At 73.9% G+C, this 23619-nt stretch carries 25 protein-coding genes; 11 read left to right on the top strand and 14 right to left on the bottom strand.

The window, feature by feature from the left end; all coding sequences use genetic code 11:
- Position 1 precedes the first annotated feature (1 nt).
- From AB0J24_RS25480 to AB0J24_RS25455, 6 genes are read left to right on the top strand one after another with little or no spacing between them, the layout of a single operon-like run.
- Positions 2–1411, top strand: coding sequence for an MFS transporter (locus AB0J24_RS25480; protein WP_358685777.1), 1410 nt, complete (start codon positions 2–4; stop codon positions 1409–1411).
- Entirely contained in the window at positions 1408–2253 is an 846-nt protein-coding gene (locus tag AB0J24_RS25475; RefSeq protein ID WP_358685775.1) for an FAD binding domain-containing protein, read from the top strand. Before AB0J24_RS25480 ends, AB0J24_RS25475 begins: the two co-directional genes overlap by 4 nt.
- The gene (locus tag AB0J24_RS25470) at positions 2246–4636 is read left to right on the top strand and encodes a xanthine dehydrogenase family protein molybdopterin-binding subunit (protein ID WP_358685772.1); all 2391 of its coding nucleotides are present in this window, start codon (positions 2246–2248) and stop codon (positions 4634–4636) included. Before AB0J24_RS25475 ends, AB0J24_RS25470 begins: the two co-directional genes overlap by 8 nt.
- A complete protein-coding gene (locus tag AB0J24_RS25465; RefSeq protein WP_358685770.1) occupies positions 4633–5175 on the top strand; it encodes a (2Fe-2S)-binding protein in 543 nt (180 codons plus the stop codon). The genes AB0J24_RS25470 and AB0J24_RS25465 overlap by 4 nt, the downstream gene beginning before the upstream one ends.
- The gene (locus AB0J24_RS25460) at positions 5172–5825 is read left to right on the top strand and encodes an isochorismatase family protein (RefSeq protein ID WP_358685768.1); all 654 of its coding nucleotides are present in this window, start codon (positions 5172–5174) and stop codon (positions 5823–5825) included. Before AB0J24_RS25465 ends, AB0J24_RS25460 begins: the two co-directional genes overlap by 4 nt.
- Positions 5822–6673, top strand: a complete 852-nt coding sequence (locus AB0J24_RS25455) for an alpha/beta hydrolase (RefSeq protein ID WP_358685766.1) — start codon at positions 5822–5824, stop codon at positions 6671–6673. Before AB0J24_RS25460 ends, AB0J24_RS25455 begins: the two co-directional genes overlap by 4 nt.
- A 159-nt stretch (positions 6674–6832) precedes the next feature.
- Here AB0J24_RS25455 and AB0J24_RS25450 read toward each other — a convergent pair whose 3' ends face one another.
- The 3 genes from AB0J24_RS25450 to AB0J24_RS25440 form a co-directional block, all read right to left on the bottom strand.
- On the bottom strand, positions 6833–7582 hold the full coding sequence (locus tag AB0J24_RS25450) for an Asp/Glu racemase (protein ID WP_358685764.1): 750 nt from the start codon (positions 7580–7582) through the stop codon (positions 6833–6835).
- Positions 7579–8625 (bottom strand): leucyl aminopeptidase, encoded by a 1047-nt coding sequence (locus tag AB0J24_RS25445; RefSeq protein WP_358685762.1) that lies wholly within the window; start codon positions 8623–8625, stop codon positions 7579–7581. The genes AB0J24_RS25450 and AB0J24_RS25445 overlap by 4 nt, the downstream gene beginning before the upstream one ends.
- Positions 8626–8723: 98 nt before the next feature.
- A complete protein-coding gene (locus tag AB0J24_RS25440) occupies positions 8724–9329 on the bottom strand; it encodes a hypothetical protein (protein ID WP_358685760.1) in 606 nt (201 codons plus the stop codon).
- 76 nt (positions 9330–9405) lie between these two features.
- On the opposite strand from AB0J24_RS25440, the gene AB0J24_RS25435 reads away from it, so the two are divergent.
- Positions 9406–10302, top strand: coding sequence for a 3-keto-5-aminohexanoate cleavage protein (locus AB0J24_RS25435; protein ID WP_358685758.1), 897 nt, complete (start codon positions 9406–9408; stop codon positions 10300–10302).
- 192 nt (positions 10303–10494) lie between these two features.
- Here the strand turns inward: AB0J24_RS25435 and AB0J24_RS25430 are convergent, their stop codons facing one another.
- Positions 10495–10650 (bottom strand): hypothetical protein, encoded by a 156-nt coding sequence (locus AB0J24_RS25430; RefSeq protein ID WP_358685756.1) that lies wholly within the window; start codon positions 10648–10650, stop codon positions 10495–10497.
- A gap of 146 nt (positions 10651–10796) precedes the next feature.
- Positions 10797–11981, bottom strand: a complete 1185-nt coding sequence (locus AB0J24_RS25425) for an ROK family transcriptional regulator (protein WP_358685754.1) — start codon at positions 11979–11981, stop codon at positions 10797–10799.
- Positions 11982–12026: 45 nt separating this feature from the next.
- On the opposite strand from AB0J24_RS25425, the gene AB0J24_RS25420 reads away from it, so the two are divergent.
- Entirely contained in the window at positions 12027–13268 is a 1242-nt protein-coding gene (locus AB0J24_RS25420; RefSeq protein WP_358685752.1) for an MFS transporter, read from the top strand.
- On the opposite strand, the gene AB0J24_RS25415 is transcribed toward AB0J24_RS25420, so the two are convergent.
- The 6 genes from AB0J24_RS25415 to AB0J24_RS25390 form a co-directional block, all read right to left on the bottom strand.
- A complete protein-coding gene (locus AB0J24_RS25415) occupies positions 13252–13695 on the bottom strand; it encodes a hypothetical protein (protein WP_358685750.1) in 444 nt (147 codons plus the stop codon). The two genes, AB0J24_RS25420 and AB0J24_RS25415, sit on opposite strands and share 17 nt — an antisense overlap.
- On the bottom strand, positions 13688–15208 hold the full coding sequence (locus AB0J24_RS25410) for a multicopper oxidase domain-containing protein (protein WP_358685748.1): 1521 nt from the start codon (positions 15206–15208) through the stop codon (positions 13688–13690). The genes AB0J24_RS25415 and AB0J24_RS25410 overlap by 8 nt, the downstream gene beginning before the upstream one ends.
- Before the next feature lie 181 nt (positions 15209–15389).
- Positions 15390–16067, bottom strand: a complete 678-nt coding sequence (locus tag AB0J24_RS25405; protein ID WP_358685745.1) for a response regulator transcription factor — start codon at positions 16065–16067, stop codon at positions 15390–15392.
- On the bottom strand, positions 16064–17170 hold the full coding sequence (locus tag AB0J24_RS25400; RefSeq protein ID WP_358685742.1) for a histidine kinase: 1107 nt from the start codon (positions 17168–17170) through the stop codon (positions 16064–16066). The genes AB0J24_RS25405 and AB0J24_RS25400 overlap by 4 nt, the downstream gene beginning before the upstream one ends.
- A gap of 36 nt (positions 17171–17206) precedes the next feature.
- Complete coding sequence (locus AB0J24_RS25395) at positions 17207–18010, bottom strand: TrmH family RNA methyltransferase (protein ID WP_358685739.1); 804 nt, start codon at positions 18008–18010, stop codon at positions 17207–17209.
- A gap of 126 nt (positions 18011–18136) precedes the next feature.
- Positions 18137–19318, bottom strand: a complete 1182-nt coding sequence (locus tag AB0J24_RS25390; protein WP_358685737.1) for an MFS transporter — start codon at positions 19316–19318, stop codon at positions 18137–18139.
- A gap of 77 nt (positions 19319–19395) precedes the next feature.
- On the opposite strand from AB0J24_RS25390, the gene AB0J24_RS25385 reads away from it, so the two are divergent.
- Positions 19396–20211, top strand: a complete 816-nt coding sequence (locus tag AB0J24_RS25385; RefSeq protein WP_358685734.1) for a crotonase/enoyl-CoA hydratase family protein — start codon at positions 19396–19398, stop codon at positions 20209–20211.
- Here AB0J24_RS25385 and AB0J24_RS25380 read toward each other — a convergent pair.
- Both AB0J24_RS25380 and AB0J24_RS25375 read right to left on the bottom strand, forming a co-directional pair.
- Positions 20199–21014, bottom strand: a complete 816-nt coding sequence (locus AB0J24_RS25380) for an SAM-dependent methyltransferase (protein WP_358685732.1) — start codon at positions 21012–21014, stop codon at positions 20199–20201. The two genes, AB0J24_RS25385 and AB0J24_RS25380, sit on opposite strands and share 13 nt — an antisense overlap.
- Positions 21015–21143: 129 nt before the next feature.
- Positions 21144–21632 (bottom strand): hypothetical protein, encoded by a 489-nt coding sequence (locus AB0J24_RS25375; RefSeq protein WP_358685730.1) that lies wholly within the window; start codon positions 21630–21632, stop codon positions 21144–21146.
- A 311-nt stretch (positions 21633–21943) separates the two neighbouring features.
- On the opposite strand from AB0J24_RS25375, the gene AB0J24_RS25370 reads away from it, so the two are divergent.
- Positions 21944–22375, top strand: coding sequence for an ATP-binding protein (locus AB0J24_RS25370; protein WP_358685728.1), 432 nt, complete (start codon positions 21944–21946; stop codon positions 22373–22375).
- Positions 22376–22459: 84 nt separating this feature from the next.
- Here the strand turns inward: AB0J24_RS25370 and AB0J24_RS25365 are convergent, their stop codons facing one another.
- Positions 22460–22633: a hypothetical protein gene (locus tag AB0J24_RS25365; RefSeq protein ID WP_358685726.1), complete on the bottom strand. Its 174-nt coding sequence runs from the start codon at positions 22631–22633 to the stop codon at positions 22460–22462.
- Between the two features lie 193 nt (positions 22634–22826).
- Between AB0J24_RS25365 and AB0J24_RS25360 the strand changes: the two genes are divergently transcribed.
- Positions 22827–23180, top strand: a complete 354-nt coding sequence (locus AB0J24_RS25360; RefSeq protein ID WP_358685723.1) for a nuclear transport factor 2 family protein — start codon at positions 22827–22829, stop codon at positions 23178–23180.
- Positions 23181–23619: the final 439 nt, after the last annotated feature.

The following is a 23619-nucleotide window of genomic DNA, read 5'->3' as shown; positions in this document are numbered from 1 at the left end:
GATGCGTACCGGAGACCAGGTCGTCCAGGACCTGCCCTGGCGGTGGAGAGTCCAGGGCAAGATCTTCATCATCGGCGGCCTCGGCTACATGTTCGACGCCTGGGACGTCGCCCTCAACGGCTTCCTCACACCGCTGCTCGGGCTCGAGTTCGGGCTCTCCACCGGTGAGCGCGGATTGGTCGCGACGGCCAACCTGGTCGGCATGGCGGTGGGTGCCGTCATGTTCGGCACGATCGCCGACCGGATGGGCCGCAAGAAGGTCTTCAGCATCACGCTGCTGATCTTCGCGCTGTTCTCGGTGCTCGGCGCGTTCTCCCCGAACTGGGAGATCTTCCTGCTGCTGCGCTTCATCGCCGGCCTCGGCCTCGGCGGATGCATCCCGGTGGACTACGCGATTGTCAGCGAGTTCTCACCGAGACGACTGCGCGGCAAGATCCTGGCCGCGATGGACGGCTGGTGGCCGATCGGCGCGACGATGGCCGGTGTGTCGGCCACCCTCCTCGTCCCGGTCGAGGGCAACTGGCGGTGGATGCTCGCGCTGATGGTGCTGCCCGCGCTGCTGCTGTTCTGGGTCCGCCGCGGCGTGCCCGAGTCCCCGATCTACCTGGCCCGGACCGGCCGTGAGGCCGAGGCCCGCGAGGTCATCGACGACATGGTCGTCCGCACCGGCGCGACACCCGAGCCCTACGTCATCACCACCACCGCACCCGAGGCGACGACCTCGCGCAAGAAGGGCCTCGCCGCGCTCGGGGAGCAGCTCAGGATGGTCTGGGCGTTCTCGCCGCGGATCACCGGCGTCGCCTGGTCGCTGTTCATCTCGGTGATGGTCGTCTACTACGCCGCGCTGTCCTGGATGCCGTCGATCCTGCGCTCGCAGGGCATGGGAGAGGTGGCCGCGTTCGCCTCCACGACGATCATGAACGCGGTCGGCATCCTGGGCGTCATCACCTCGGTGCTGCTGGTCGAGCTGGTCGGGCGCAAGTGGGTGATCGGGGTCGCAGCGCCGCTGGCCGCGCTCTCGCTGGTCGTGTTCTCGCTGGTCATGGAGTCGGCGGCGGCCTCGATCGCGACGATCGCGGTGTTCGGGTTCTTCGCGCTCGTCGTCATCCCGGTGATGTACGCCTATGTCTCCGAGCTCTACCCGACGGAGCTGCGCGCCTCGGGCTTCGGCTGGGCGTCGTCGTCGAGCCGGGCCGTCACCGGGTTCGTCCCGCTGATCTTCGGCACGCTGCTCTGGCCGATCCTCGGGCTGCCGCTGACGTTCACCGTGATGGCCCTGCTGGTCGTCGCAGCGGTGATCTTCATGGTCTTCTGCGCGCCGGAGACCAAGGGCCTGGAGCTGGACCGGATCACCGGCACCGAGCAGAAGGTCGACGGCGGCGCCGCGGGCACGGCGGTGGAGACGCCGTGAAGCCGGCCGCCTTCACCTACCACCGGGCGTCCTCGGTGCGCGACGCGGTAGGACTGCTCGGCGAGCTGGGACCGGAGGAGCCCAAGATCCTCGCCGGCGGGCAGAGCCTGGTCGCGATGATGAACTTCCGGATGGCCCGCCCCGGGCACCTCGTCGACATCACCCGTGTCCCGGGCCTGGCCGGGATCCGCCGCGAGGGCGACGTGCTGCGGATCGGCGCGCTCACCACCCACCGGGCCGTCGAGAAGGCCGATCTCGGCCCGGACTTCCGGGTGCTGTCGGAGGCGATGCGCTGGGTCGGGCACCTGCCCATCCGCACCCGGGGCACCGTCGGCGGCTCGATCGCGCACGCCGACGCGACCGCCGAGTGGTGCCTGCTCGCGGTGCTGCTGGACGCCGTCGTCGTGGCCGAGGGGCCGGCCGGGCGCCGGGAGATCCCGGCCGGCGAGTTCTTCCTCGGGCCCTTCACCACCGCGCTGGACCCCGACGAGGTGATCGTGGAGATCGTGTTCCCCCGGCCCGCGCCACGGGCCGCGCTGACCGAGTACGCCGACCGGCGCGGCGACTTCGCCGTCGTCGCCGCCGGAGCCGACCTGGACACCGGTTCGGTCGTGCTCGGCGGCGTCGGCACCGTCCCGCTGCTCCTGCGCGACGCCGGCACCCCGGACGAGATCGCCGACGTGCCGGACCTGCGCGACGAGCCCGGCGCACCGGCCTCCTACCGCCGCGGCCTGGTCCGCACCCTGGTCGCCCGTGCCCGGACCGAGGCCGGGTCGCCCCGCACCGGGGGCGACGGCCCGGGTGTGCACCGCACGACCGGAGCGGGGGCCGCCGATGGGTGAGCCGAGCCTGCGCGGCGACGGCGCCTGGGTCGGCGCGTCCGTGCCGCGCCGCGAGGACCCGCGCCTGCTCACCGGGCGTGGCCGGTTCGTCGACGACATCACGCTGCCCCGGATGCTGCACGCCGCGTTCGTCCGCAGCACCGAGGCCCATGCTCTGCTCACCTCGGTCGACCTGACCGAGGTCCGGGGAGTGTCAGGGGTCGTCGCCGCGTTCGACGCGGCCGATCTCGATCTCGGCGACATCACCGCGCTGCTCGACCGGCCGGCGGAGGAGTTCACGCCGACCTCGATGCCGGTACTCGCCCGGGACAAGGTCCGGTTCGTCGGTGAACCGGTCGCGGTCGTCCTCGCCACCGACCCGTACGCCGCCGAGGACGGGGTGGAGGCCGCGCTCGTCGACTACGAGCCCCTCGACCCGGTCGTCACCGAGGCCGCCGCGCTGGCCGCGGCCGGACCACCGGTGCACGAGGAGGCACCCGGCAACGTGCTCGTCGACGTGTCGCTGTTCGCCACCGAGGGCATCGACGCGATCTTCTCCGGCGCCCACACCGTCGTCACCGTCGAGGCCCGCACCGGGCGGCAGAACGCGCTGCCGCTGGAGACCCGCGGCGTCGTCGCCGACTGGGACGACCGCGACGAACAACTGGTCGTGCGCACCTGCACCCAGGTCCCGCACCAGGTCCGCACGGTGCTGGCCCGGTGCGTCGGGCTGGACGAGCGGCAGGTCCGGGTCACCGTCCCCGACATGGGCGGCGGGTTCGGGCAGAAGTGCGTCGTCGGGCGCGAGGAGATCGCCGCCGCAGCGGCCGCCCGCGTGCTGCGCCGCCCGGTGAAGTGGATCGAGGACCGGCGGGAGGCGCTGACGGCGAGCTTCCTGGCCCGCGAGCAGCACTACACCGCCCGCGCCGCGTTCTCGGCCGAGGGCGAGATCCTGGCGCTGGACGCCGACGTCGTCTGTGACATGGGCGCCTACTCCTGCTACCCGTTCACCGCCGGCATCGAGCCGCTGATGGCCTCGGCCGAGATGCCCGGCGTCTACCGGGTGCCCGCCTACCGGGTCCGCGGTCGGGCCGTGACCACCAACAAGGCGCCGACCGCGCCGTACCGCGGGGTCAGCCGCCCGCAGTACGTGATGGTGATGGAACGGCTGATGGAGCGGGCCGCCCGCTCGCTCGGCATCGACGCGCTGGACGTCCGGCGGCGGAACCTGATCACCGAGTTCCCGTACCGCGGCGTCAACAACATCACCTACGATCCCGGCTCCTACCTGGAGTCGCTGAACCTGTGCGAGCAGGTGCTGCGCGAGGAGGGCTGGCCCGGCCGCACGCCGGACGACGGACGGATCCTCGGCATCGGCTACGCCTGCTTCTCCGAGCGCACCGGCTACGGCTCCGGGGCGTTCGCACAGCGCAAGATGCAGGTGGTCCCCGGTTTCGACCTCTCGCAGATCACCATGGACCTCGACGGCACGGTCAGCGTGACCACCGGGACCCTGTCGCACGGCCAGAGCCACGAGACGACGTTCGCCCAGATCGTCGCCGACCGGCTCGGCATCGGCTACGACAAGGTCAAGGTCGTGCAGGGCGACACCGACCGGATCACCTACGGCTGGGGTTCGTTCGCGTCCCGCTCGGTGACCATCGGCGGTTCCGCCGCGGCCGCCGCGGCGGTCAAGCTCGGCGACCAGCTGTGCGCGCTCGCCGCCCACCTCGCCGATGCCGACGTGGAGTCGGCCGCGCTGGACGGGCGCGGCGGGGTGCGGGTGGGCGACCGGACGTTCCCCTTCGCCGAGCTCGCCGACGTCGCCTACCTGCGCTCGCACCTGCTGCCCAAGGACGTCGGCCCCGGGCTCACCGCGACCGCGAGCTTCGACGTCGGCGGCGACGGCACCTTCTCCAACGCCACCCACGGCTGCGTCGTCGCACTCGACCCGGGCACCGGCGGCGTGGAGATCCTGCGCTACGTCTGCGTCGAGGACTGCGGTGTCGCCATCCACCCGCGGGTCGTCGAGGGGCAGGCGCGGGGCGGCATCGCGCAGGGCATCGCGGGGGCGCTGTTCGAGCAGGTCACCTACGACGAGCTCGGCCAGCCGCTGGCACCCAGCTTCATGGAGTACAAGGTGCCGACCGCCGCCGAGATCCCGGACGTGCGCATCGAGCACCTGGAGACGCCCTGCGCGTTCACCGCGAACGGGGCGAAGGGCGCAGGTGAGGGTGGCACCATCGGCGCCCCGGCCGCTGTGCTCAACGCGGTCAACGACGCGCTGCGGCACACCGGCGTCGAGCTGGACCACACCCCCATCACCCGCTCCACGATCCACAGTGCACTGAACCGGACAGCGGACACCGACCGTCCGGCCGAGGCCCTCCAGGAGGCGAGATGACCGATGTGCAGCTGGTCGAGCTGACCGTCAACGGGGAGCGCCACGAGCTGGTGATCCCGCCCCGGCGCACGCTCGCCGACGTGCTCCGCCACGACCTGGGACTCACCGGTACCCACATCGGCTGTGAGCACGGCATCTGCGGGGCCTGCACGGTGCTCGTCGACGGTGAGCCCGCGCGGGCCTGCCTGCTGTTCGCGGTGCAGGTGGAGAACGCCGCGATCGGCACCGTCGAGTCGCTGTCCGCACCGGACGGCGAGCTGTCCGACCTGCAGCGCTGCTTCGGCGAGCACCACGGGTTGCAGTGCGGCTTCTGCACGCCGGGGTTCCTGATGCTCGCCGAGGGGTTCCTCGCCGAGGAACCGGACCCGACACGCGAGGAGATCCGCGAGGTCGTCGCCTCGAACCTGTGCCGCTGCACCGGCTACGAGACCATCGTTGACGCGATCGGGGACTGCGCGTCCCGCCGCCGCGCGGCCCTGCAGGGCGTACTCGACACCGCGGCAGGCACACCCGACCCGACCCTGGAGAGCACCCCATGAGCACCCCCGATCCCGGCCTGCACGGGGCGGAGACCGACGCGACCTACGACCGGGCCGGGTTCGGCGCGACGACCCGCCGGGGCGAGCGGCCCGCGATCGTCGTGGTGGACCTGACGGCCGGGTTCACCGACCCGGCGTACCCGACCGGCGCCGACCTGTCCGACGTGGTCGCCGCGACCACGACGCTGGTCGAGGCGGCCCGCCCGGCCGGCGTCCCGGTCGTCTGGACCACGATCGCCTACACCCCCGCCGAGCTGGACACGCTCCCCTGGCTGACCAAGGCCCCCGGACTGCGCGGCCTCACCGAGGGCTCCGCAGCCGTCGCCCTCGACGACCGCCTGCCCGTCGGGGCGGGTGACAACGTGATCACCAAGAAGGGCGCTTCGGCGTTCTTCGACACCGGGCTCGCCTCGTTCCTCACCGCCGCCCGGGTGGACACGGTCCTGGTGTGCGGGGCCACGACCAGCGGCTGCGTGCGCGCGACCGCCGTCGACGCCGTCCAGTCCGGGTTCGGGGTGCTGGTGCCGCGCGACTGCGTCGGCGACCGGGCGGCGGGCCCGCACGAGGCGAACCTGTTCGACATCGCGGCCAAGTACGGAGACGTCGTCGACCTCGACGACGCCGTGGGACACCTGAAGGGACTCGCATGACCGGCACGCTCACCACCCGTCAGGTCCGCCAGGACGCCCTGGCCGATCTCGCCGACGTCGCGGCGGTGTCCCGCTGGGTGCGCAACGGTGATCTCCGGTTGCACGTGCTCGACTACGAGGGCACCGGCACGCCGGTGCTGTTCCTGCCCGGCATCACCAGCCCGGCGATCACCATGGACTTCGTCGCCCGCGAGGTGAACGACCTGTGCCGGCCGCTGGTGCTCGACGTCCGCGGCCGTGGACTGTCCGACTCCGGAACGTCCTGGACCCTCGACGACTACGTCGGCGACACCCTGGCCGTGCTGTCCGAGCTCGACCTGGGCTCCGAGCCGGTGCTGCTCGGGCACTCGATGGGCGCACGGATCGCCGCCGCCACCGCGGTGGCACGCCCCCTGCGCGGCACCGTGCTGGTCGACCCGCCGCTGTCCGGGCCCGGCCGCGGGCCCTACCCGACCACGCTGGACGCGTTCCTCGGCCAGCTCGCCGAGGCCGTCCGCGGCACCGACGCCGACGAGGTCGCGAAGGCCTGGCCGCGCTGGCCGCGCGCCGAGCAGGAACTGCGGGCCCGCTGGCTGTCCTCCTGCGACGAGGCGGCGATCCGGGCCACCCACGCCGGGTTCGAGAACGAGGACTTCTTCGACACCTGGCCCTCGGTGCCCGCACCGACGACCGTGCTGTTCGGCGCGGACTCACCCGTCGTGACCGCGGCCGGGGTCACCGAGATCGCCGCGGCCAACCCGCGTGCCGAACTCGTCGAGGTGCCCGACGCCGGGCACATGGTCTTCTGGGACAACCCCGCCGGGGCACGCCGGTTGCTGCGCACCGCGCTGCAGCCGCTCGTCGGCTGACCGGCAGCGCCCCGCCCCACGGTTCATGATCCCTGTTCGGGGAGCGCAGCTGCGCGTATCGGTCTCCTGGACTCCCCGGACGCGGATCATGGTTCGTGTCCCGGGAGCGGACCGGCCCGCGCCGGGAGGGTGGCGCGGGCCGGAGCGGGTGGTGCGGGGTCAGCCGGCGAGCAGCGCCCCGGCGCCCGGGACCCGGGGCTCCAGACCCAGCTCGGTGAGGATCCGGTGGGTCGTCGCGGTCGCGGCGGAGAGCACCGGGATGCCCACCTCGTCCTGCACCGGCTGGATCGAGGGCAGCGACGGCATCTGCACGCAGGCGCTCAGCACCAGCGCGTCGGCTCGGGCCAGGTCCAGCTTGCGCCAGTGCTCGCGCAGGTCGGCCGGATCGAGCCGGGCGACGGCGAGGTTGTCCGGCACCTGCAGCGACAGCGAGTCGACGACCTCGACGCCCGCATCCTCCAGGTAGTCGACGACGGCCCGGGTCAGCGGCTCCATGTACGGGGTGATGATCGCGACCCGCTGCGCGCCGAGCGCGGAGATCCCGGACAGCAGCGCACCGGCGCTGGACACCGCCGAGGCCTGCGAACCCTCCGCCCGCAGCGCGGCGGTGATGTCGTCCTCGGCGGTGCAGTGGTAACCGGGCCCCTGCGCCATGATCGCGACCAGGCAGGCGGTGGCGACGACGTCCGGGCGGGCGTCGGCCAGCTCGGCCGCGGCCCGCTGCGCCTGGGCGTTCATCGCGCGCAGCTGTTCCGGGGTCACGTGCTGCATCCGGGCCCGGGCGGCGTGGAAGACGAACCGCTCGCCGGGGATCTCCGCCTCGCGCGCGGCCAGCATCCGCGGGAGCTCGGTCTCCATCGTCAGGTTCGAGCTGGGGACGATCATCCCCACGTGCAGGTCCCGGCTCATCGGCGGTTCACCGGCCGCATCTCCGGCACGGTGAGCTCGCCGGCGTCGACGATCAGCTCGTCGTCGAGGTGGAGCGAGTTGCCGCGCATCGGGATGTCGAAGTGGCAGGCGGTGTCGTTCGGCCCGCCGAGCTCGTTGTTCGGGCCGATCGAGAACATCACGTTGCCGTAGAAGCTGCGCAGCTCCATCCCCATCCCGCCGGGGAACTGGGTCAGGCCGTGCCAGTGCGCGCGCTCGTCGAGCCCCCATCCGACGTGGCTCATGCCGTAGCCACGCGGGTCGTCGAAGCTCTCGATGTAGGAGCGCAGCAGGTCGGCGTCGAGGCCGCTGCTGCCGGCGCCGCCGCGGATGTCGCGGATGAACCCCTCCTCGATGGTGATCTCGACCGGGGTCTGCACGTAGGTGTTGAACGGCAGCAGCACGTCCCCCGGGGCGAGTACGATCTTGCCGTCGACGCCGGTGTCGGACCCACCGGTGAACACGAACGCGGCCGGCCAGTGGTCCCAGCGGCCGGGGGTGTCGGTGTAGCCGTACTCGGACATCGTCGGGTACATGCCGAGCTGGTAGGTGACATCGGTGCCGTGCGGGCTCGTGATCCGCATGGTCGAGGCCTTGGCCAGCAACTCGGCCCCGACCTCGACGCGCTCGCGCAGCTCGGTGGTCGGCATCAGCCGGGCCAGCAGTTCGGGCGGCTCGACGGCGGTGAGGATCCGGGTCCCGGCGTCCTGGATGGCGAACTGTTCGGGCGAGAACAGCAGGAACGTGCAGTCCACGACCATGTCGACCGCCTTGAGGGCCTCCACGGCGAGCGGAATGTTCCCGAGCCCGGAGTCGCCGACCGCCCACGCCCCGGCCGCGCTCGCCGGGGACGGGAGCCGCATGTGGTACCCGGTCGCGCCGAGGCGCTGGATCGCCCACAGGAAGGCGTCGGCGTAGGCGCCGCGTTCGCCGCCCCGGGTCAGCACGACGACGGTCTCGCCCTCGTGCACCCCGGACAGCGTCAGCTGCTGCAGACAGATGTCGTTGAACAGGTTCTGGTCCATCCTGGCCACCTCCATGACTCGTCTATTAATCCGAGCACGTACTATCCGGGTACGCAATACTTGTCGCCGACGGAAACACGACCGTCACGGGCGCCGGGTCAGTCCGGGGTGCCGTCGCAGATCGACATCAGGCCGCGACCGAGCGCCGAGCGGTGCAGGTCGTCGAGCCCCTCGGCGCGGGCCACCGCGGCCTGGGCGAGCGAGCTGGGGCAGTCCTCGTGCACCCGGGCCGGGGCCGCGACCCGCAGGGCCGCGAGCAGCTCCTCGTCGAGGCGGTCCAGCTCGGAACGCAGCTGCACCGGATCGGGCCGCTCGGCGGGCCGGAGCTCGGGACGCTCGGCCCACCGCTGCCGCAGGCCGTCGCGCACCTGGTCGGCGGCCGCGCGCTGGTCGGCCAACACGCGTGCCGCCCACTCCGCGTCGACTCCGGCGCGCTCGGCCCCGGCCTCGGCCTCGGCCTCGGCCCACGGTTCCACCGGGGCGTCCCCGGCGGCGGCCCGTTCGGCGATGCCGATCCGGTCCCCGGTCAGCTCGACGATCCTGGCCAACCCGTCGGCCGGGGCGGCACCCGGTGGCCCGTCGGTGAGCGGGCCGGGCGTGTCCCCGCAACCCGCCAGCAGCACGAGCGCGGCGGCGCCCACGCCCACGCCGACACCGGCGCGGGCACCGGGTCGTCCACGCCGTGACCGCGGAGCACCCTTCACGGCGACGAGCCTACGACCCGGCCCTCCCGCCGCCCGAGGAGGTGCGCCCGGGACCGGATCCGGCGATGCTGCCCGGGTGGACTCGACGGTGATCCTGGAAGTGGCGCTCAACGGCACCACCACCCGCGACCGGAACCCGCACGTCCCGCGGGCGCCCGAGGAGATCACCGAGCAGGCGCTGGACGTGCTCGGCCGCGGCGCGGCGATCGTGCACAACCACAACGACGAACTGATGTTCACCGCCGACGGGGTGCACGCGGTCGAGCCGTACCTGACCGCATGGCGGCCGGTGCTCGACCGGCACCCGGCCGCCCTGCTCTACCCGACGATGGCGGCCGGCGCCCGCGGCATCCCGGTCGAACGCCGGTGGGCACACGTCGAGGAACTGGCACGGCGCCGGATGGGCGGCCTGACGCTGGTGGACCCGGGCTCGGTGAACGTGGGCCTGCTCGACGACGGCAGCTGCCCCGAGAGCGCGGCGCCCGAGCCCTACCAGAACTCGTTCGCCGACACGGAGTACATGTTCGCGCGCACCGCCGAGCTGGGGGCCGGGCCGAGTATCTCGATCTTCGAACCGGGATTCCTGCGCACCACGCTGACCCTGCACCGGCACGGCAGGGTGCCGCCGGGCGCGATCGTGAAGCTGTACTTCGCCGACCGGCTGCAGTTCGGCCTGCCGCCGACCCGGGCCGCACTGGAGGCCTACCTGGAGCTGCTCGAGCCCTCCGGTCTGCCGTGGTCGGTCGCGGTGCTCGGCGGTGACGTCGTGGCGTCCGGACTGGCCGAACTCGCCGTCCGCCGGGGCGGGCATCTGCGGGTCGGGCTGGAGGACCACGCGGGCCACCGGACCCCGTCGAACCGGGAGCTGCTGGAGGACGCGCTGCGAGTCCTCGACCGGGTGGGCGCGACCCCCGCGGACCCGCTTTCCGCACGCCGCCTGCTCGGACTCCCGACGGCCCCGGGCAATTCATGATCCGGACCGCGGGAAAGGACGCTCGACTACCCGCTCGGCCCGGCCCGGAACACTGATTCGCGGGACGTTTTCAACCTGATACACGGCAGCGGGTGCCACCCCGGCCGGGCCGGGGCCGCACTCCCTGCACGGCTGCGCCGCCGGTCGCTCCCGAGCGACGGGCGGGTTCCGCCCCGATCGCGACCGGCCTGGTCAGAACCAGGCCTTACGACCACCGACCGGCCGGCCGATCGCACCGAGGATGAGCAGGATGACGCCGATGACGACCAGGATCGTGCCGATCGTCGTGACCAGCGGAATGCTGGTGAAGTAGCCCACCAGCAGCAGAACAATGCCAAGAATGATCATTTCGGGTTCCCTCCCAGGAATGTGGGAGGAAACTACCCGGGGAGCGCGCCGCGCGCAGCGCGGAGAAGTGTTCCGATGGTCGGATCGTGACATTCGGGGGCGGATCACCGCCGGGCGGTCACCGGACCGGGCCGGCGCGGCCTCCGCTACGCCTGCGCGGCCAGCCCGGCCGGGGACGTCGCATGGTCCAGCGCGATCGCCCCGGCGCCGCGCAGCACCCCCTCGGCACCGTGCGCGGCGTCGACGACCGCGGGCGGGCTCTCCCGATGGAAGGTCATCAAGCCGGCGCGATAGGCCTCGGTGAACCGGTCCGGCGCGGCCCGGCGCAGCGCCGTCCCCAGCCCGCCGAGCACCACGATCTCCGGATCGTGCGCGTTGACCAGGCCGGCGGTCCCGGCCGCGAACCGGGCGGCGGCGTGCTCGACGACCCGGACCGCGCGCTGCTCCCCCGCCGCAGCGCGCTCCAGCACGACGACCGCCGAGCCGTGCGGGTCGTCGGGTTCGGGCTCGCCGAGCATCCGCGCCAGCGCCCGTCCGTCGACCTCGGAGTTCCAGCATCCGCGGGCCCCGCACGGGCAACCGCGATCCGGATCGCCGAAGGGCAGGTGCCCGAACTCCCCGGCCGCTCCCCGCGAGCCGGCCTGCGGCCGTCCGCGCAACAGCAACGCCCCGCCGATCCCGACCTCGACGGTCAGGAACAGCGCCGTACCGGCCCCCGCCGCGGCACCGTCGCGGACCTCCGCCACACCGGCCAGGTTCGCGTCGTTGCCGGCCAGCACCGGCACGCCGTGGCCGGCACCGATCCGGCGGACGTCCAACGGGCTCCAGCCCTGCCCGGCGGCCTGGGCGAGGTGCTCGTCGAGCAGCGTCGCCGCGACGCCGATCCCGACCGCGGCGACCGGCCCCGGGTGCTCGGCGACGAGCTCCCCCACCAACCCGTCCAGCTGGGCGGCGACCGCGTCCGGCTCCCGGCGCGCGTGCCGCCCGGAGCGAACCGCGACCGGCTCGCCGCCCAGCCCGACCAACCCGGCCCGCCAGCCCTCGAACCGCACGTCGACGGCGACGACCGCGGGCCCGCCCGGGTTCGGGACCAACCGGGTCGTCGGGCGACCACGCCCCTCGCAGGGTGCCCGCTCCTCGGTGATCCAGCCCAGCCCGCGCAGCCGGCCGGTGATCTCGGTGGCGGAACCGCCGCCCAGGCGCAGTCGCCGGGCCAGCTCCACCCGGGTCAGCCCCGGTTCACGCCGGATCTCCGCGAGCACCTCGGCGGTGGCCCGCCAACGATCGGTCTCGGCGCGTCCGGGACGTGAACCGGCTGACACCGACGCCATCTCGTTTGACACCTCCAGGCCTGCACTCTTTATTCTCGTGGGGCGATGAAAACTGGCTCCACATCTTCTCACCACTCTCCCACCACCGGAGGGGCCGGCCCGGCGCTGTTCGCGATGGCGCTGGGCGGGCTCGCCATCGGCACCACCGAGTTCGCCTCGATGGGTCTGCTGCCCGCGTTCGCCACCGACCTGGGCGTCACGGTCCCGCAGGCCGGTACCGCGATCAGCGCCTACGCGCTCGGGGTCGTCATCGGCGCACCGGTGCTCGCCGTGCTCGGTGCCCGATGGCCGCGCAAGCACCTGGTGCTGGCACTGGCCGGCGCGCTGGCGCTGACCAACATCGCCTCGGCGTTCGCGCCGACGTTCGGCACGTTCGTCGCCACCCGGTTCCTGGCCGGGCTCCCGCACGGTGCCTACTTCGGGACGGCGTCGGTGCTCGCCGCCTCGCTCGTTCCCCGCGAACGCCGCCCGCGGGCGATCGCGACCGTGATGAGCGGGCTGATGATCGCGAACGTGGTCGGGGTCCCGGGTGCGACCTGGCTCGGCCAGGCCGCCGGCTGGCCTGCCGCCTACCTGGCGACCGGCGCGATCGCCGCCGTCACCATGACCGCTGTCTGGTGGCTCGTCCCGGACGTGCGCGACGGGCACCGCGGCTCGGTGCTCGCCGAGCTCTCGGCGCTGCGCCGGGGCCAGGTGTGGATCACGATGGCGGTCATCGCGACCGGCTTCGGTGGCTCGTTCGCCGTCTACAGCTACATCACCCCGGTGCTCACCGAGGTGTCCGGGCTGGCCGAGGCCGCGGTACCGGTGGCACTCGCGGTGTTCGGGCTCGGCATGACGCTGGGCAACCAGGTGGGCGGGCGGCTCGCCGAGATCGCCCCGGTGCGCACCATCGCCGCCGGGCTCGGCTCGGCCGCGGTGTCGATGACGGTGTTCGCGGTGACGGCGTCGTCGGTGGTGATGGCGCTGGCCGCCCTGTTCTCCCTGGCGTTCACCACGACGGCGACCACGCCCGCGCTGGCCACCCGCCTGATGGACGCCGGCCGGGACGGCCCGACCCTGGGCGCGGCGCTGCACCACGCGGCGTTCAACGTCGCCAACGCGCTGGGGGCGGCGCTGGGCGGGCTGGTCCTGGCCGCGGGCTGGGGCTGGACCTCGCCGGCGGCCGTCGCGACCGTGCTGCCGCTGCTCGGGCTGGCCGCGCTGTACGTCGCCGTCCGGATGGAACGCGCGGAGCTGCGCCGGGGCACCACCCGGTGGGAGGGCCCGGTCATCCCGGCCCGCTGAGTCCCTGCCCGCTGAGTCCCGGCCCGGCGGCACTCGAACGGGGGCGCCGGACCGCGGCGGGCAGCACGGCCCGCACCGCGACCGCCAGCTGGACGACGACGATCGACATCCCGAGCGGCACGTGCACCGCCAGCAGCCCGAGGTGCCCGACGGCGACCTGTGCGGTGTCGGCGACGACGAGGACCGCGCTCACCGCGACCGGCCACACCGGCATCCGTCCGGGCCACGCGGCGGGTACCGCGAGCACCGTCTGCACCGTCGCGACCAGGATCAGCGACCCGCCGATCCCGCCGTGCCAGGCAAGGGCGCCGAGGGCCGCGTCGAGCAGCACACCGGCCAGGCCTACCTGGGCCAGTACCAGCACCCCGTGCAGCACCGCCCACACCCGGAACGGGACCGTCGCGAGCATCCGCGCGCGCTCACCCACCGTGCCCACCGCCGTGCCCCCCGTGCGCGCCGTGTCCACCGAGATTGCGCGGGACCGAGCCCGGATCGGTGCCTTCGCGGACGAGCACGAACTGCCCCATCATCCCCTGGTCCTCGTGGTACAGCAGGTGGCAGTGGTACATGAACGGCCGCTCCGGATCCGGGTGGCGCCCGAACCGCAGGAGCACCCGCACCGTCGTCCGCGGCGGGACGTACACGGTGTCCTTCCAGGTCCGCTCCGCCGGTGGGACCGCCCGGCCGCCGGCCTCGACCACCTGGCCGCGGGCGTCGTGCACGTGCATGTTGTGCGGACGGGAGTGCACGTTGACGAGCTCCCAGATCTCGACGGCCCCGGTGTGGACGACCTCGTCGATCCGGGTCATGTCCATCGCCTTCCCGTTGATCACGTCGTTGCCGAGGGTGAACCGGCGCACCCCGGTCGCCGCGGCTTCGTCCGGACCCGGCTCGTGCGGCAGCGCGTCCGGCAGTGGCGGAGCGGGTTCGAGGACGCCGGCCGGCCGGATCTGCAGGACGTCGAGGGTGTCCTGCGCCCCGATCGAGCGTTCCGTGCCGGACACCGCCCCGAGATCCTGGGGCAGCGACCGCAGCGTCACCGGGCGCCCCGGGTCGAGATCGAGCAGCAGCTCGGCCCGCTCACCGGGGGTGAGCAGAGCCGAGGACACCGTCCGCGGTGCCGCCAGCAGCCCGGAGTCGGTCCCGACCAGCACCATCGGACGGTCGTCGGACCGGGCGAACCGGTAGCAACGGGCCGGAGAGGCGTTGAGCACCCGCAACCGGATCCGGGACGACGACACCGCCAGGTACGGCGCGACGGTCCCGTTCACCAGCAGCGTCTCGCCGACCAGGCCGTGCGCGCTGCGCCGCTGCGTGTCGAAGGCCCCGCTCGCGGTGAAGGTCCGGTCGGTGACGACGAGCGGGACGTCGTCGACGCCGTAGCGGTGCGGCAGCGGGGGCGCGCCCTCCGGGTCGTCGACGAGGAACAGCCCGGCCAGCCCGCGGTGCACGTGCCGCTCCGTGGCACCGTGCGGATGCGGGTGGTACCAGAGGGTCGCCGCCGGCTGCTCGATCGTCCACTCCGGGCTCCAGGTGGCTCCGGGCTCGATCGGGGAGTGCGGGCCCCCGTCGTGCTCGGCGGGCAGGGTCATGCCGTGCCAGTGCGTGGACGTGGTCTCCGGCAGGCCGTTGGTGACGTGCACGCGGACCCGCTCCCCGCGGGTCGCGCGCAGCGTGGGCCCGCCGAACGCCACACCGTAGCCCCAGGTCGGGGTGCCCACCCCGGGATGGAACGCGCTCGTCCCGGGCGCGGCGGTCAGCGCGAACGTCCGGACCCCGCCCCGGCGCGTCCCGGACGCGAGCGGCGGGATCGCCAGCGGCCGCGGCGCCGGGGCGGGCAGCCGGGACGCCGGGACGCCTGAGCAGCCGCCCAGCAGCAGCCCGCCCGCGGCGGCGCCGGCGAGGCCGAGGAAGGTGCGGCGTCCGATCCGTCGGGTCATGGCCACGAGCCTCGCCGCCCGACCGGGTCCGGCGCGTCGGCGCGGCGACGTCACCTGTCGCTACGCGCACCGACGTAGGTCCCCGACCCTTCCTCCGGGTCCGCCGAGATGCAGCTCAGGGGGCTCGGGCGCCACGGTGGGGCCCGCTGAGCTGCATCTCGGCGGGTGGGCGCGGCAAGGCTCAGCGGCGGCCGACCAGCCCCGCCTCGTGCGCGATCACCACGAGCTGCACCCGGTCCCGGGCGTCGAGCTTGGTCAGCAGCCGCCCCACGTGGGTCCGCGCGGTGGCCGGGCTGATCACCAGCTCGGACGCGATCTCACCATTGGTCCGGCCGGCACCGACGAGCGTCAGCACCTCCCGCTCGCGCCGGGTGAGCACCGCGAGCCGGTCCGCCCCCGGCGGCTCGGCCGCGGGCAGGCGTGCGAACTCGGTGATCAACCGCCGGGTGACCGACGGTGCGAGCAGCGCCTCGCCGGCGTGCACCAGGTCGATCGCGCGCAGCAACGCGACCGGCTCGGTGTCCTTGAGCAGGAAGCCGCTGGCGCCGCCGCGCAGCGCCCGGTACACGTAGGCGTCGAGATCGAACGTCGTCAGCACGACCACCCGGGTGCCCGCGAGGGCGGGATCGCCGGTGATCGTCTCCAGGGCGTCCAGACCGTCGGTGCCGGGCATCCGGACGTCCATCAGCACCACGTCCGGCCGGTGCGCCCTGGCCAGCCGGACCGCATGCGCCCCGTCCGCCGCCTCGCCGGCGACCGCATAGCCGGGCTCGGTCTCCAGCAGCACCCGCAACCCGGCCCGGATCAGCGGCTGGTCGTCGGCGAGCAGCACCCGGACGTCCTCGGCGACCGCGCTCACGTCCTCCTCCCGACCGGCAGCTCTGCCTCGACGACGAACCCGTCCACACCCGGGGCGGCCCGTAACCGTCCACCCAGCGCCTCGGCCCGCTCGACGAGGCCGCGCAGGCCCTGACCGTGCGGACGGTCCGGGTGCTCGACCGGCCCGCCGTCGTCGGCGACGCGCACGTGCAGGCGCCCGGCGTCCCGCACGACCGACACCTGGACCCGGGACGCGCCCGGCGCATGCCGGACGGTGTTCGTGACCGCCTCCCGCACGATCGCGAACGCCGTGCGGTCGACCGCGTCCGGCAGCGGCCCGGGGTCACCGGTCACGGTGACCTCCACGCCGGCCGACCGACCCGACCCGACCACCTCGTCGAGCCGGTCGAGGCCGGCCGTGGGCGGGCCGGCAGCTCGGTCGGCAGACGGGTCGGGGACGTCGCGCAGCAACTCCAGGGTGCCGCGCAGCTCGCGCAGTGCGTCGGTGCCCGCGTCCCGGATGCGGAGCAGTGCCGTCACCGCCTCCTCCGGGCGCCGGGTGGCGACGTGCGCACCGACCCCCGCCTGCACCACGATCATGGACAGGCTGTGCGAGACGACGTCGTGCACGTCCCGGGCGATCCGCAGCCGCTCCTGCTCGACACGGCGCGCGAGCCGTTCCTCGGCCTGCTCCGCCGACAGCTCCGCGGCCCGGCGGACCGCCCCGACCGCGACCCCGAGCGCGACCGTCACCACGATCCAGCCGTAGTGGTCGACCGGACCCGGTGCGCTCCGCACGACCAGCACCTCGGTGCCGGCCCAGGCCAGCACGACGAGCAGCCCGGTCAGCACGGCACGCGGCCAGCTCACCCGGCTGGCGACCGTGTAGACCGCCACCGCGACGAGCAACGACGCCGGCCCGTCCGGATGGTCGAGCCAGTAGTACAGCGCGGTGGGCGCCATCACCGCGACGAGCACCGGCACCGGGAACCGGCTGCGCCAGCACAGCGCCACCGCCGCGGCCCCGATCAGCGCGCCGCCCCAGGGCAGCAGCGGCCGCCCGGACGGCTCCCCGAGCAGCGCACCGGTGACCGCCGCGGCGGCGACGGCGGCGGCCACCAGCACGTCACGCACGGTCGGCATGCCGCGCAGGCTACGCAGCCGGGAGGGCCCGGCGCGTCATCGCGCCGACGTACCCCGGCGCTGCCGGACCGCCTCGAACAGCACCACCGCGGCGGCGATCGAGGCGTTCAGCGAGTTGACGGTGCCCTGCATCGGGATCACCACGGTCTCGTCGGCGCCGTCGTGCCACAGCTCGGTCACTCCGGTCGCCTCGGTGCCGATGACCAGCGCCGACGGCCCGGTGAGGTCGGCCGAGCCCAGCTCGGTGCTCCCGGCCGGTGTCGTGACGAGCACCCGCAGCCCGTTGCGGCGCAGCCAGCCGAGCACCTCGGCCGAGGACGCCGACGCGACCGGCACCGCGAACACCGTCCCCTTCGAGGCCCGCACGACGTTCGGGTTGGCGAAGTCGGTCCCGGCCCGGTCCGCGGTCGCGATGACGACCGCGTCCACCCCGCAGGCCTCGGCGGTGCGCAGCATCGCGCCCACGTTCCCCGGTTTCTCGATCCCCTCCGCGACCAGCACCAGCGCGTCCGGGCGCAGCACGAGGGACTCCAGCGGACCGCCGGGGGCCCGCGCCACCGCGAGCCAGCCGTCCGGGGACTCCCGGTAGGCGATCCGGGCGAACACCTCGGGGCTGACCGAGAACGTCCGGGCCCCGGGCATCCGGTCCAGCAGCCCGGGGTCGGCGACCAGGCCGGGCGCCCAGTACACCTCGGTGGGCCGCACGCCCGCGTCCAGCGCGAGCGCGAGCTCGTCGTGCCCCTCGATCAGGGTGACGCCCGCCGCGTCGCGGTGCCGGCGGGTGCGCAACCGGACCAGCTGCTTGACGCGCGGGTTGGCGGTGCTGGTCAGGTCGGGCACCCGACGAGCGTAGGGCGCGGCGGTCGGCGGCCCCGCCATGCGGTCCCACCGTCCCGTCCCGCGCGGGACCGTGCGCCCGGCTCGTGTCGGCGCGCCGCACGCCGGGCGCACCCCGAGGTCACCGGTTCAGTCGGTGGCAGGCATCCGCAGCGTCAGCCAGCCGGCGGTCGCGGCGGTGACGGCGGCCAGCGTGAGCAGCGGCCAGACCAGCGCCTCGACCGTCACGAACGCGGTCGCGAGGAACGGCATCGCGAAGCCGACGTAGGCCGCGGTGTAGAACACCCCGTTCGCCGCACCCCGGCCGGACGCCGGTGCCAGCCGCCCGACGAGGGTGAGCCCGGCGTTGAGGCACAGCCCACCGCCGGCGCCGAGGAGCACCCCGGCGGCCGCGACGGCGAGCACCGACCCGGTGGGCGCGGCGAGCGCGCCGCAGAGGAACCCGAGCGCGCCGAGCCCCGCCCCGACCGGTCCGGTGCGCGCTCCGAGCCGGTGCGCGAACGGCTGCACGAGCGTCCCGGTGCCGAGGGTGAGCGCGGCGAGCAACCCGGTGAGGGCGACCAGCCCGGTGATCCCGGGCAGCAGCAGCGGCAGCACGGTCACCGCCACCGAGGGGAACGCGTACACGCACACCGCGGTCGGCACCACGACCCGGACGAACGTCCGCCGGGCCTGCCCGTCCAGGCCGGGCCGGGGCAGCAGCCCGCGCCGTGGTCCGTCGGCGACCGGGCGGGCCGTGCCGGCGACCAGCAGCACCGCCAGGACCGCCGGTACCAGCAGCGCGACGTGCACCAGGTAGGGCAGGGCGAGCGGCCACGGCCCGTAGGCGGCGATCAGGCCGGAGCACAACGGGCCCAGGCAGAACCCGGCGGTCTGCGCGATCGAGGCGGCCCGCGCCGCCCGCGCGGCACCGGCCGTCCCGGCCTGGTCCTGCAGCCAGGCGCTGCCGACCGAGAAGATCGCGCCGGACGTCAGCCCCTGCACGAACCGGGCCGCGAACAACAGCCACAGCGCCGACGCGCCACCGAGGAACAGCAGCGACGCCCCGGCGACGCCCACCGCGGCGGGGAGCAGCACCCTGGTCCGGCCGTACCGGTCCGACGCGGGTCCGCCGAGCAGCAGCGACGGGGCCAGCCCGAGCGCGTACACCCCGAAGATCGCGGCCAGCGTGCTCGGCGCGAGATCGAGCTCGACCCGGTAGACCAGCAGCAGCGGCGTCGGCACGTTCGTGCCGAACGCCGTCGCGAACAGCAGCCCGCAGGCCACCCACCAGGTCCGGTCCCCCCGGCCGACACCGCCGCCCCGTCGCACCAGCGCATCCTGTCAGCCGAGGGTTACTCCGCGGTAGCCTCGGGCCGGAACCGACACCGGACGAAGGAGTGCACTCCATGGGCGAGCCGACGGGCATCGCGGTCGAGGTGGCCGAGGGGATCGCGCGGGTGCGCCTGGACCGCCCGGAGGCGGCGAACGCGCTGCACGCGCCGATGTGGTCCGGCCTGCGCGACACGCTGCACGACCTGGACGCCGATCCGTCGGCCCGGGTGGTCGTGATCAGCGGCAACGGCAGGCACTTCTGCTCCGGGATCGACGTCGCGATGCTGGGCGGGCTCCAGGAGACCGCGTCCGACCCCTCCCCCGGGCACGGCGCGGAGAAGCTCCGCCGGACCATCCTGGACCTGCAGGACTGCCTGACCGCCGTCGAGCGCTGCCGCAAGCCGGTGATCGCCGCGGTGCACGGCGTCTGCCTGGGCGCCGGGCTCGACCTGGCGGTGGCCTGCGACCTGCGGTACGCGACGGCCGACGCGTCGTTCGTGCTGAAGGAGGTCGACATGGGTCTGGCCGCCGACGTCGGTGTGCTGCAGCGGCTGCCGCGGATCGTCGGCGAGGGGATCGCCCGGGAGATGGCCTACACCTGCCGTCCGGTGTCGGGCACCGAGGCGAAGGAGCTGCGCCTGGTCAACGGCGTGTTCGACGACGCGGACGCACTGGAGCACGGCGTCGTCGCGCTGGCCGGCGAGCTGGCCGCGAAGTCCCCGCTGGCGTTGCGCGGCACCAAGTACGCGATCACCTACGCGCGGGACCACTCGGTCGCCGACGGGCTCGACCAGATCGCCACCTGGAACAGCGGCGCGCTGGTCTCGGCCGACCTGCAGGAGGCGGTCACCGCCTACCTGGAGAAGCGTCCCGGGGTCTACCGCGACTGACCGCGGACCGTTCCGACCAGCCCGTACACGCCGAGGACGGGTCCGGGATCCGGGTCGTCGACCCGCCACCGGCTGACGTCGACCAGGCCGGGTTCGAGCAGGTCCACGCCCGCGGTCATGCGGCGCAGCGTGGCCCGGTCCCGCGGGACGATCGGATGGCCGCTGTCGCGGGCCAGCCGCAGCATGCCCTCCGTCCCGGTGACCGCCGCCGGGTCGTCCACATCGGTGCTGCCGTGCGAGAACACCAGCATGCTGCCCGGGCCGAACGCCGAGCAGTACCGGTCGAGCAGCCGGGCGACCAGCTCGTCGTCGCCGACGTAGTGCAGCACCGAGACGGCCAGCACCACCGTGGGCTCCGCCGGGTCGAGCAGTCCGGCCACGCCGGGCGCGGACAGCACGGCCTCCGGGTCGGTCAGGTCCGCCGCGGTGATCGTCGCGCGGTCGACACCGGCGAGCAGGTCGCGCGAGATCGACACCGCGACCGGATCGGTGTCGACGTAGGCGATCCTGGCTGACGGGTCGCACCGGTGGGCGATCTCGTGCACCGGTTCGACCGTGGGGATCCCCGAGCCGAGATCGAGGAACTGCCGGCAGCCCCGGTCCAGACAGGCACGCACGGCGCGGCCGAGGAACGCCCGGTTCGCGACGGCGGTCTCCCGTGCGGTGGGCACGGCCTGGATGATCCGTTCGGCGATCGCGCGGTCGACGGCGAAGTTGTGCCCTCCGCCGAGGAGGAAGTCGTACACGCGAGCAGCGCTGGGGAGGCTGAGGTCCGGCTCAGCTGCCGACTCCGGCTCGATCACATGCGCGACCCTCTCGCATACACGCCTCGTCGCGCAACAGGAGCAGGTCGGCACGCTCCGGCGCCGACGCGCCCGGGTCCGCTCGTGCGGCCCGGGCGCGTCGCCGTCGGGACGAGAAGCGTCGCAGGGTCAGGACCGCCCGGTCTTCGCCGGTCGGCTGCCGTTGACCTTCCGGCGGACCGCCTCGGCGATCCGGGCGGCCGCGGCCTCGGCCTCGCGCCGGCGCGCCTCCTTCGCCGACGGGTCGGTCTCCGGCGTGCCGACCCCCGAACCCGGCTTCGCGGCGACGATCTTCTCGCTCGCCTTCTTCGCGGCCTCGCGCTCGGCCTTCTCCGCCGCCTTCGCGCTGGCGACCTTCTCCAGCCGGGCGGCCTTGGCCTTCTTCGCGGCCTTCCGCTCGGCCTTCGCCGCGCGCTCGTGGATCTTGCGCTGCTCCTTGGCCTTCTCCTTGGCCTTCTTCTCCGCCTTGGCCGCCTCGCGAACAGCCTGCTCGGCCTTCTTCTCCTCCGCGCGGCGAGCCTTCTTCACGCCCTTCTTGGCGGCCGCGATCTCGTCCTTCTTGCCCTTGCCGTCCTTCTTGGTCGTGCTGTCCTTCTTCTTGCTGTCCTTCTTGGCCACGCGGTCCTCCCCTGCTCCACGCCGGTGCCACGGCACGGCGACCCTCCGGTGGTGACGGACCTGGTCCGTCACCACCGGGTCGGCGACACGCGCGGCACCCGAGCGTGGATCCACTCGGTATGGCACGACCCGCCCGTGCTGGTGAACGGACGGCGACGTGCGCGGAACGATCGAGGGTACCCACGCTCACCATCGTGAAACACGGACCGCGGGACCCACCGGATCCGCCGGCCGGTGGCACGGGCGGATGTGATGCGCCCGGTTCCGATCCGCACGCGTTACCCGGCGCCCCGCGCGGGGTATGCCGCCACATGGCCGCGCACCTCGTCCTGGAACTGACCGCGGAGCCGCGCGCCGCAAGCCGCGCGCGCAGGGAGGTCGGTCAATGGCTGGCGTCGCTGTGCGGCGCGGACCAGGCCTGCGACACGGCCTCGGACCTGGTGCTGGCGGTCAACGAAGCGGTGTCGAACAGCATCGAGCACGCCTACGGCGGGTACCCGGAGGGCACCCGAGGCATCGTCACGCTGCGCGCGGAGATCGAGCGACCCGGCCCGCGGGTACGCGTCGAGGTGTCCGACCACGGCCGCTGGCGGGACCCGCCCGAGGACAGCGGTTTCCGCGGCCGTGGGCTGCTGATGATCACTGCCTGTGCCGAGGACGTCTCCGTCCGACCGGGGCCGGACGGCACCACCGTCACGCTGCACGGCACGCTCGGCCGCTGTCCGGGCATCTGCCGAACCTGACCTGCCGGACCTGACCTGCCGGGTGTCGCGGTGTGCGGTGCCCGTGCTCGCTCCGTGACGTCCCGATCCCGACCGGCGGACCGGTCAGGCGTGCGAGGTGGTCCGGGCGGAGCGGTCGCCGGCCGGGCGGGGATCGTGGTCGCCCACGGGCCGGTCGGAGACGCCGTCGGCCGGGGCGTAGTGCCCGCCGCGCCGGGCGTGCTCGCTGGCCGGGTGCGGCCAGGAGATGTCGGCGTGCTGGTTGCTGCTCTCACTCATACCTGCACTGTGCCCGGACCGAGTTCCATGCACACCGCTCCCGCCTGACGGATGGGTGACGACCCGGTGCCGCGCCGGGTCCGCTCACCTCGGAGGCTCCCCGCCGGGTGATCGGCTTGACAGGCGGGCCGCCGCGGCCCTGGGATGGGCGTCCGAATCCTCGGTGTTCCGCCGACGAACGAGGGGAACTCCCATGTCCTCCGCATCCGAGCTCGCCCGGCGCAATCTGTTCGAGGTCTTCGGCGAGCGTGATCCCGCGACGCGGGCGCGGGCCGGGGACGAGATCTACGCCACGGACGTCGCGTTCCACGATCCGGACGGCACCGTCCGGGGGCCGGCGGCGGTCGTGGCGAAGGCGGGGGCGCTGCTCGACGGCGCGCCCGGGTTCGTCTTCACCCTGCACCGGGTCCGGGAGAACCCGGCCGGACTGAGCGTGCTGGACTGGCGGTTCGGGCCCGCGGACGGCGATCCGGTCGTCACCGGGACCGACGTCGTGCAGGTCACCGACGGCCGGATCAGCACGCTCCACACGCTGCTCGACGGCTGACAGTGAGGATGTAGGTGGGCCCCGCAGCGGGTCGGTCTGACCCAACGGCTGACTGACCTCGGGTCCTGAACGGGATCTGTCGTCCGGTCCGCTGCGGGGCTCGCTTGCACTCACCAGACGGCGGTTGTGACCTCATAGGAGCCTGTGCCAGCAGGCACCCATCACTGTCTTGTCCGCTCGCCCGGCTGGTGCGTGCCGCCCTGCCCGATGCGAACGAACCAGGACGGTCATGCCCACGATGACACACCCCCGCGCCGTCACCGAGGACTCCGGCGAGGTCGGCGAGGTGACCGGCGGTGTCGACACCATAAGGACACCCTGAAGTGACACCTACTGGCCGGACACCTCCAGACTTGGCAGTAGCCGAGGAGGAGGACGCGCGATGGGGCGTCGAAGTAAGTATCCCGAGGAGTTCCGCCGCAACGCCGCAGAGCTGGCT

It is taken from the genome of Pseudonocardia sp. NPDC049635, from assembly GCF_040659795.1.
Taxonomy (GTDB): Bacteria; Actinomycetota; Actinomycetes; order Mycobacteriales; family Pseudonocardiaceae; genus Pseudonocardia.
Note: the sequence above shows the minus strand (reverse complement) of the source record. Positions and strands in the feature narration are given on the sequence as shown.

What these genes read in the sequence shown, in the direction of transcription:
- AB0J24_RS25480 (WP_358685777.1), top strand. Translation starts at nt 2, where the DNA reads ATGCGTACCGGAGACCAGGTCGTCCAGGACCTGCCCTGGCGGTGGAGA.
- AB0J24_RS25470 (WP_358685772.1), top strand. Translation starts at nt 2,246, where the DNA reads ATGGGTGAGCCGAGCCTGCGCGGCGACGGCGCCTGGGTCGGCGCGTCC.
- AB0J24_RS25465 (WP_358685770.1), top strand. Translation starts at nt 4,633, where the DNA reads ATGACCGATGTGCAGCTGGTCGAGCTGACCGTCAACGGGGAGCGCCAC.
- AB0J24_RS25460 (WP_358685768.1), top strand. Translation starts at nt 5,172, where the DNA reads ATGAGCACCCCCGATCCCGGCCTGCACGGGGCGGAGACCGACGCGACC.
- AB0J24_RS25455 (WP_358685766.1), top strand. Translation starts at nt 5,822, where the DNA reads ATGACCGGCACGCTCACCACCCGTCAGGTCCGCCAGGACGCCCTGGCC.
- AB0J24_RS25450 (WP_358685764.1), bottom strand. Translation starts at nt 7,582, where the DNA reads ATGAGCCGGGACCTGCACGTGGGGATGATCGTCCCCAGCTCGAACCTG.
- AB0J24_RS25445 (WP_358685762.1), bottom strand. Translation starts at nt 8,625, where the DNA reads ATGGACCAGAACCTGTTCAACGACATCTGTCTGCAGCAGCTGACGCTG.
- AB0J24_RS25430 (WP_358685756.1), bottom strand. Translation starts at nt 10,650, where the DNA reads ATGATCATTCTTGGCATTGTTCTGCTGCTGGTGGGCTACTTCACCAGC.
- AB0J24_RS25425 (WP_358685754.1), bottom strand. Translation starts at nt 11,981, where the DNA reads ATGGCGTCGGTGTCAGCCGGTTCACGTCCCGGACGCGCCGAGACCGAT.
- AB0J24_RS25420 (WP_358685752.1), top strand. Translation starts at nt 12,027, where the DNA reads ATGAAAACTGGCTCCACATCTTCTCACCACTCTCCCACCACCGGAGGG.
- AB0J24_RS25410 (WP_358685748.1), bottom strand. Translation starts at nt 15,208, where the DNA reads ATGACCCGACGGATCGGACGCCGCACCTTCCTCGGCCTCGCCGGCGCC.
- AB0J24_RS25400 (WP_358685742.1), bottom strand. Translation starts at nt 17,170, where the DNA reads ATGCCGACCGTGCGTGACGTGCTGGTGGCCGCCGCCGTCGCCGCCGCG.
- AB0J24_RS25385 (WP_358685734.1), top strand. Translation starts at nt 19,396, where the DNA reads ATGGGCGAGCCGACGGGCATCGCGGTCGAGGTGGCCGAGGGGATCGCG.
- AB0J24_RS25370 (WP_358685728.1), top strand. Translation starts at nt 21,944, where the DNA reads ATGGCCGCGCACCTCGTCCTGGAACTGACCGCGGAGCCGCGCGCCGCA.
- AB0J24_RS25365 (WP_358685726.1), bottom strand. Translation starts at nt 22,633, where the DNA reads ATGAGTGAGAGCAGCAACCAGCACGCCGACATCTCCTGGCCGCACCCG.
- AB0J24_RS25360 (WP_358685723.1), top strand. Translation starts at nt 22,827, where the DNA reads ATGTCCTCCGCATCCGAGCTCGCCCGGCGCAATCTGTTCGAGGTCTTC.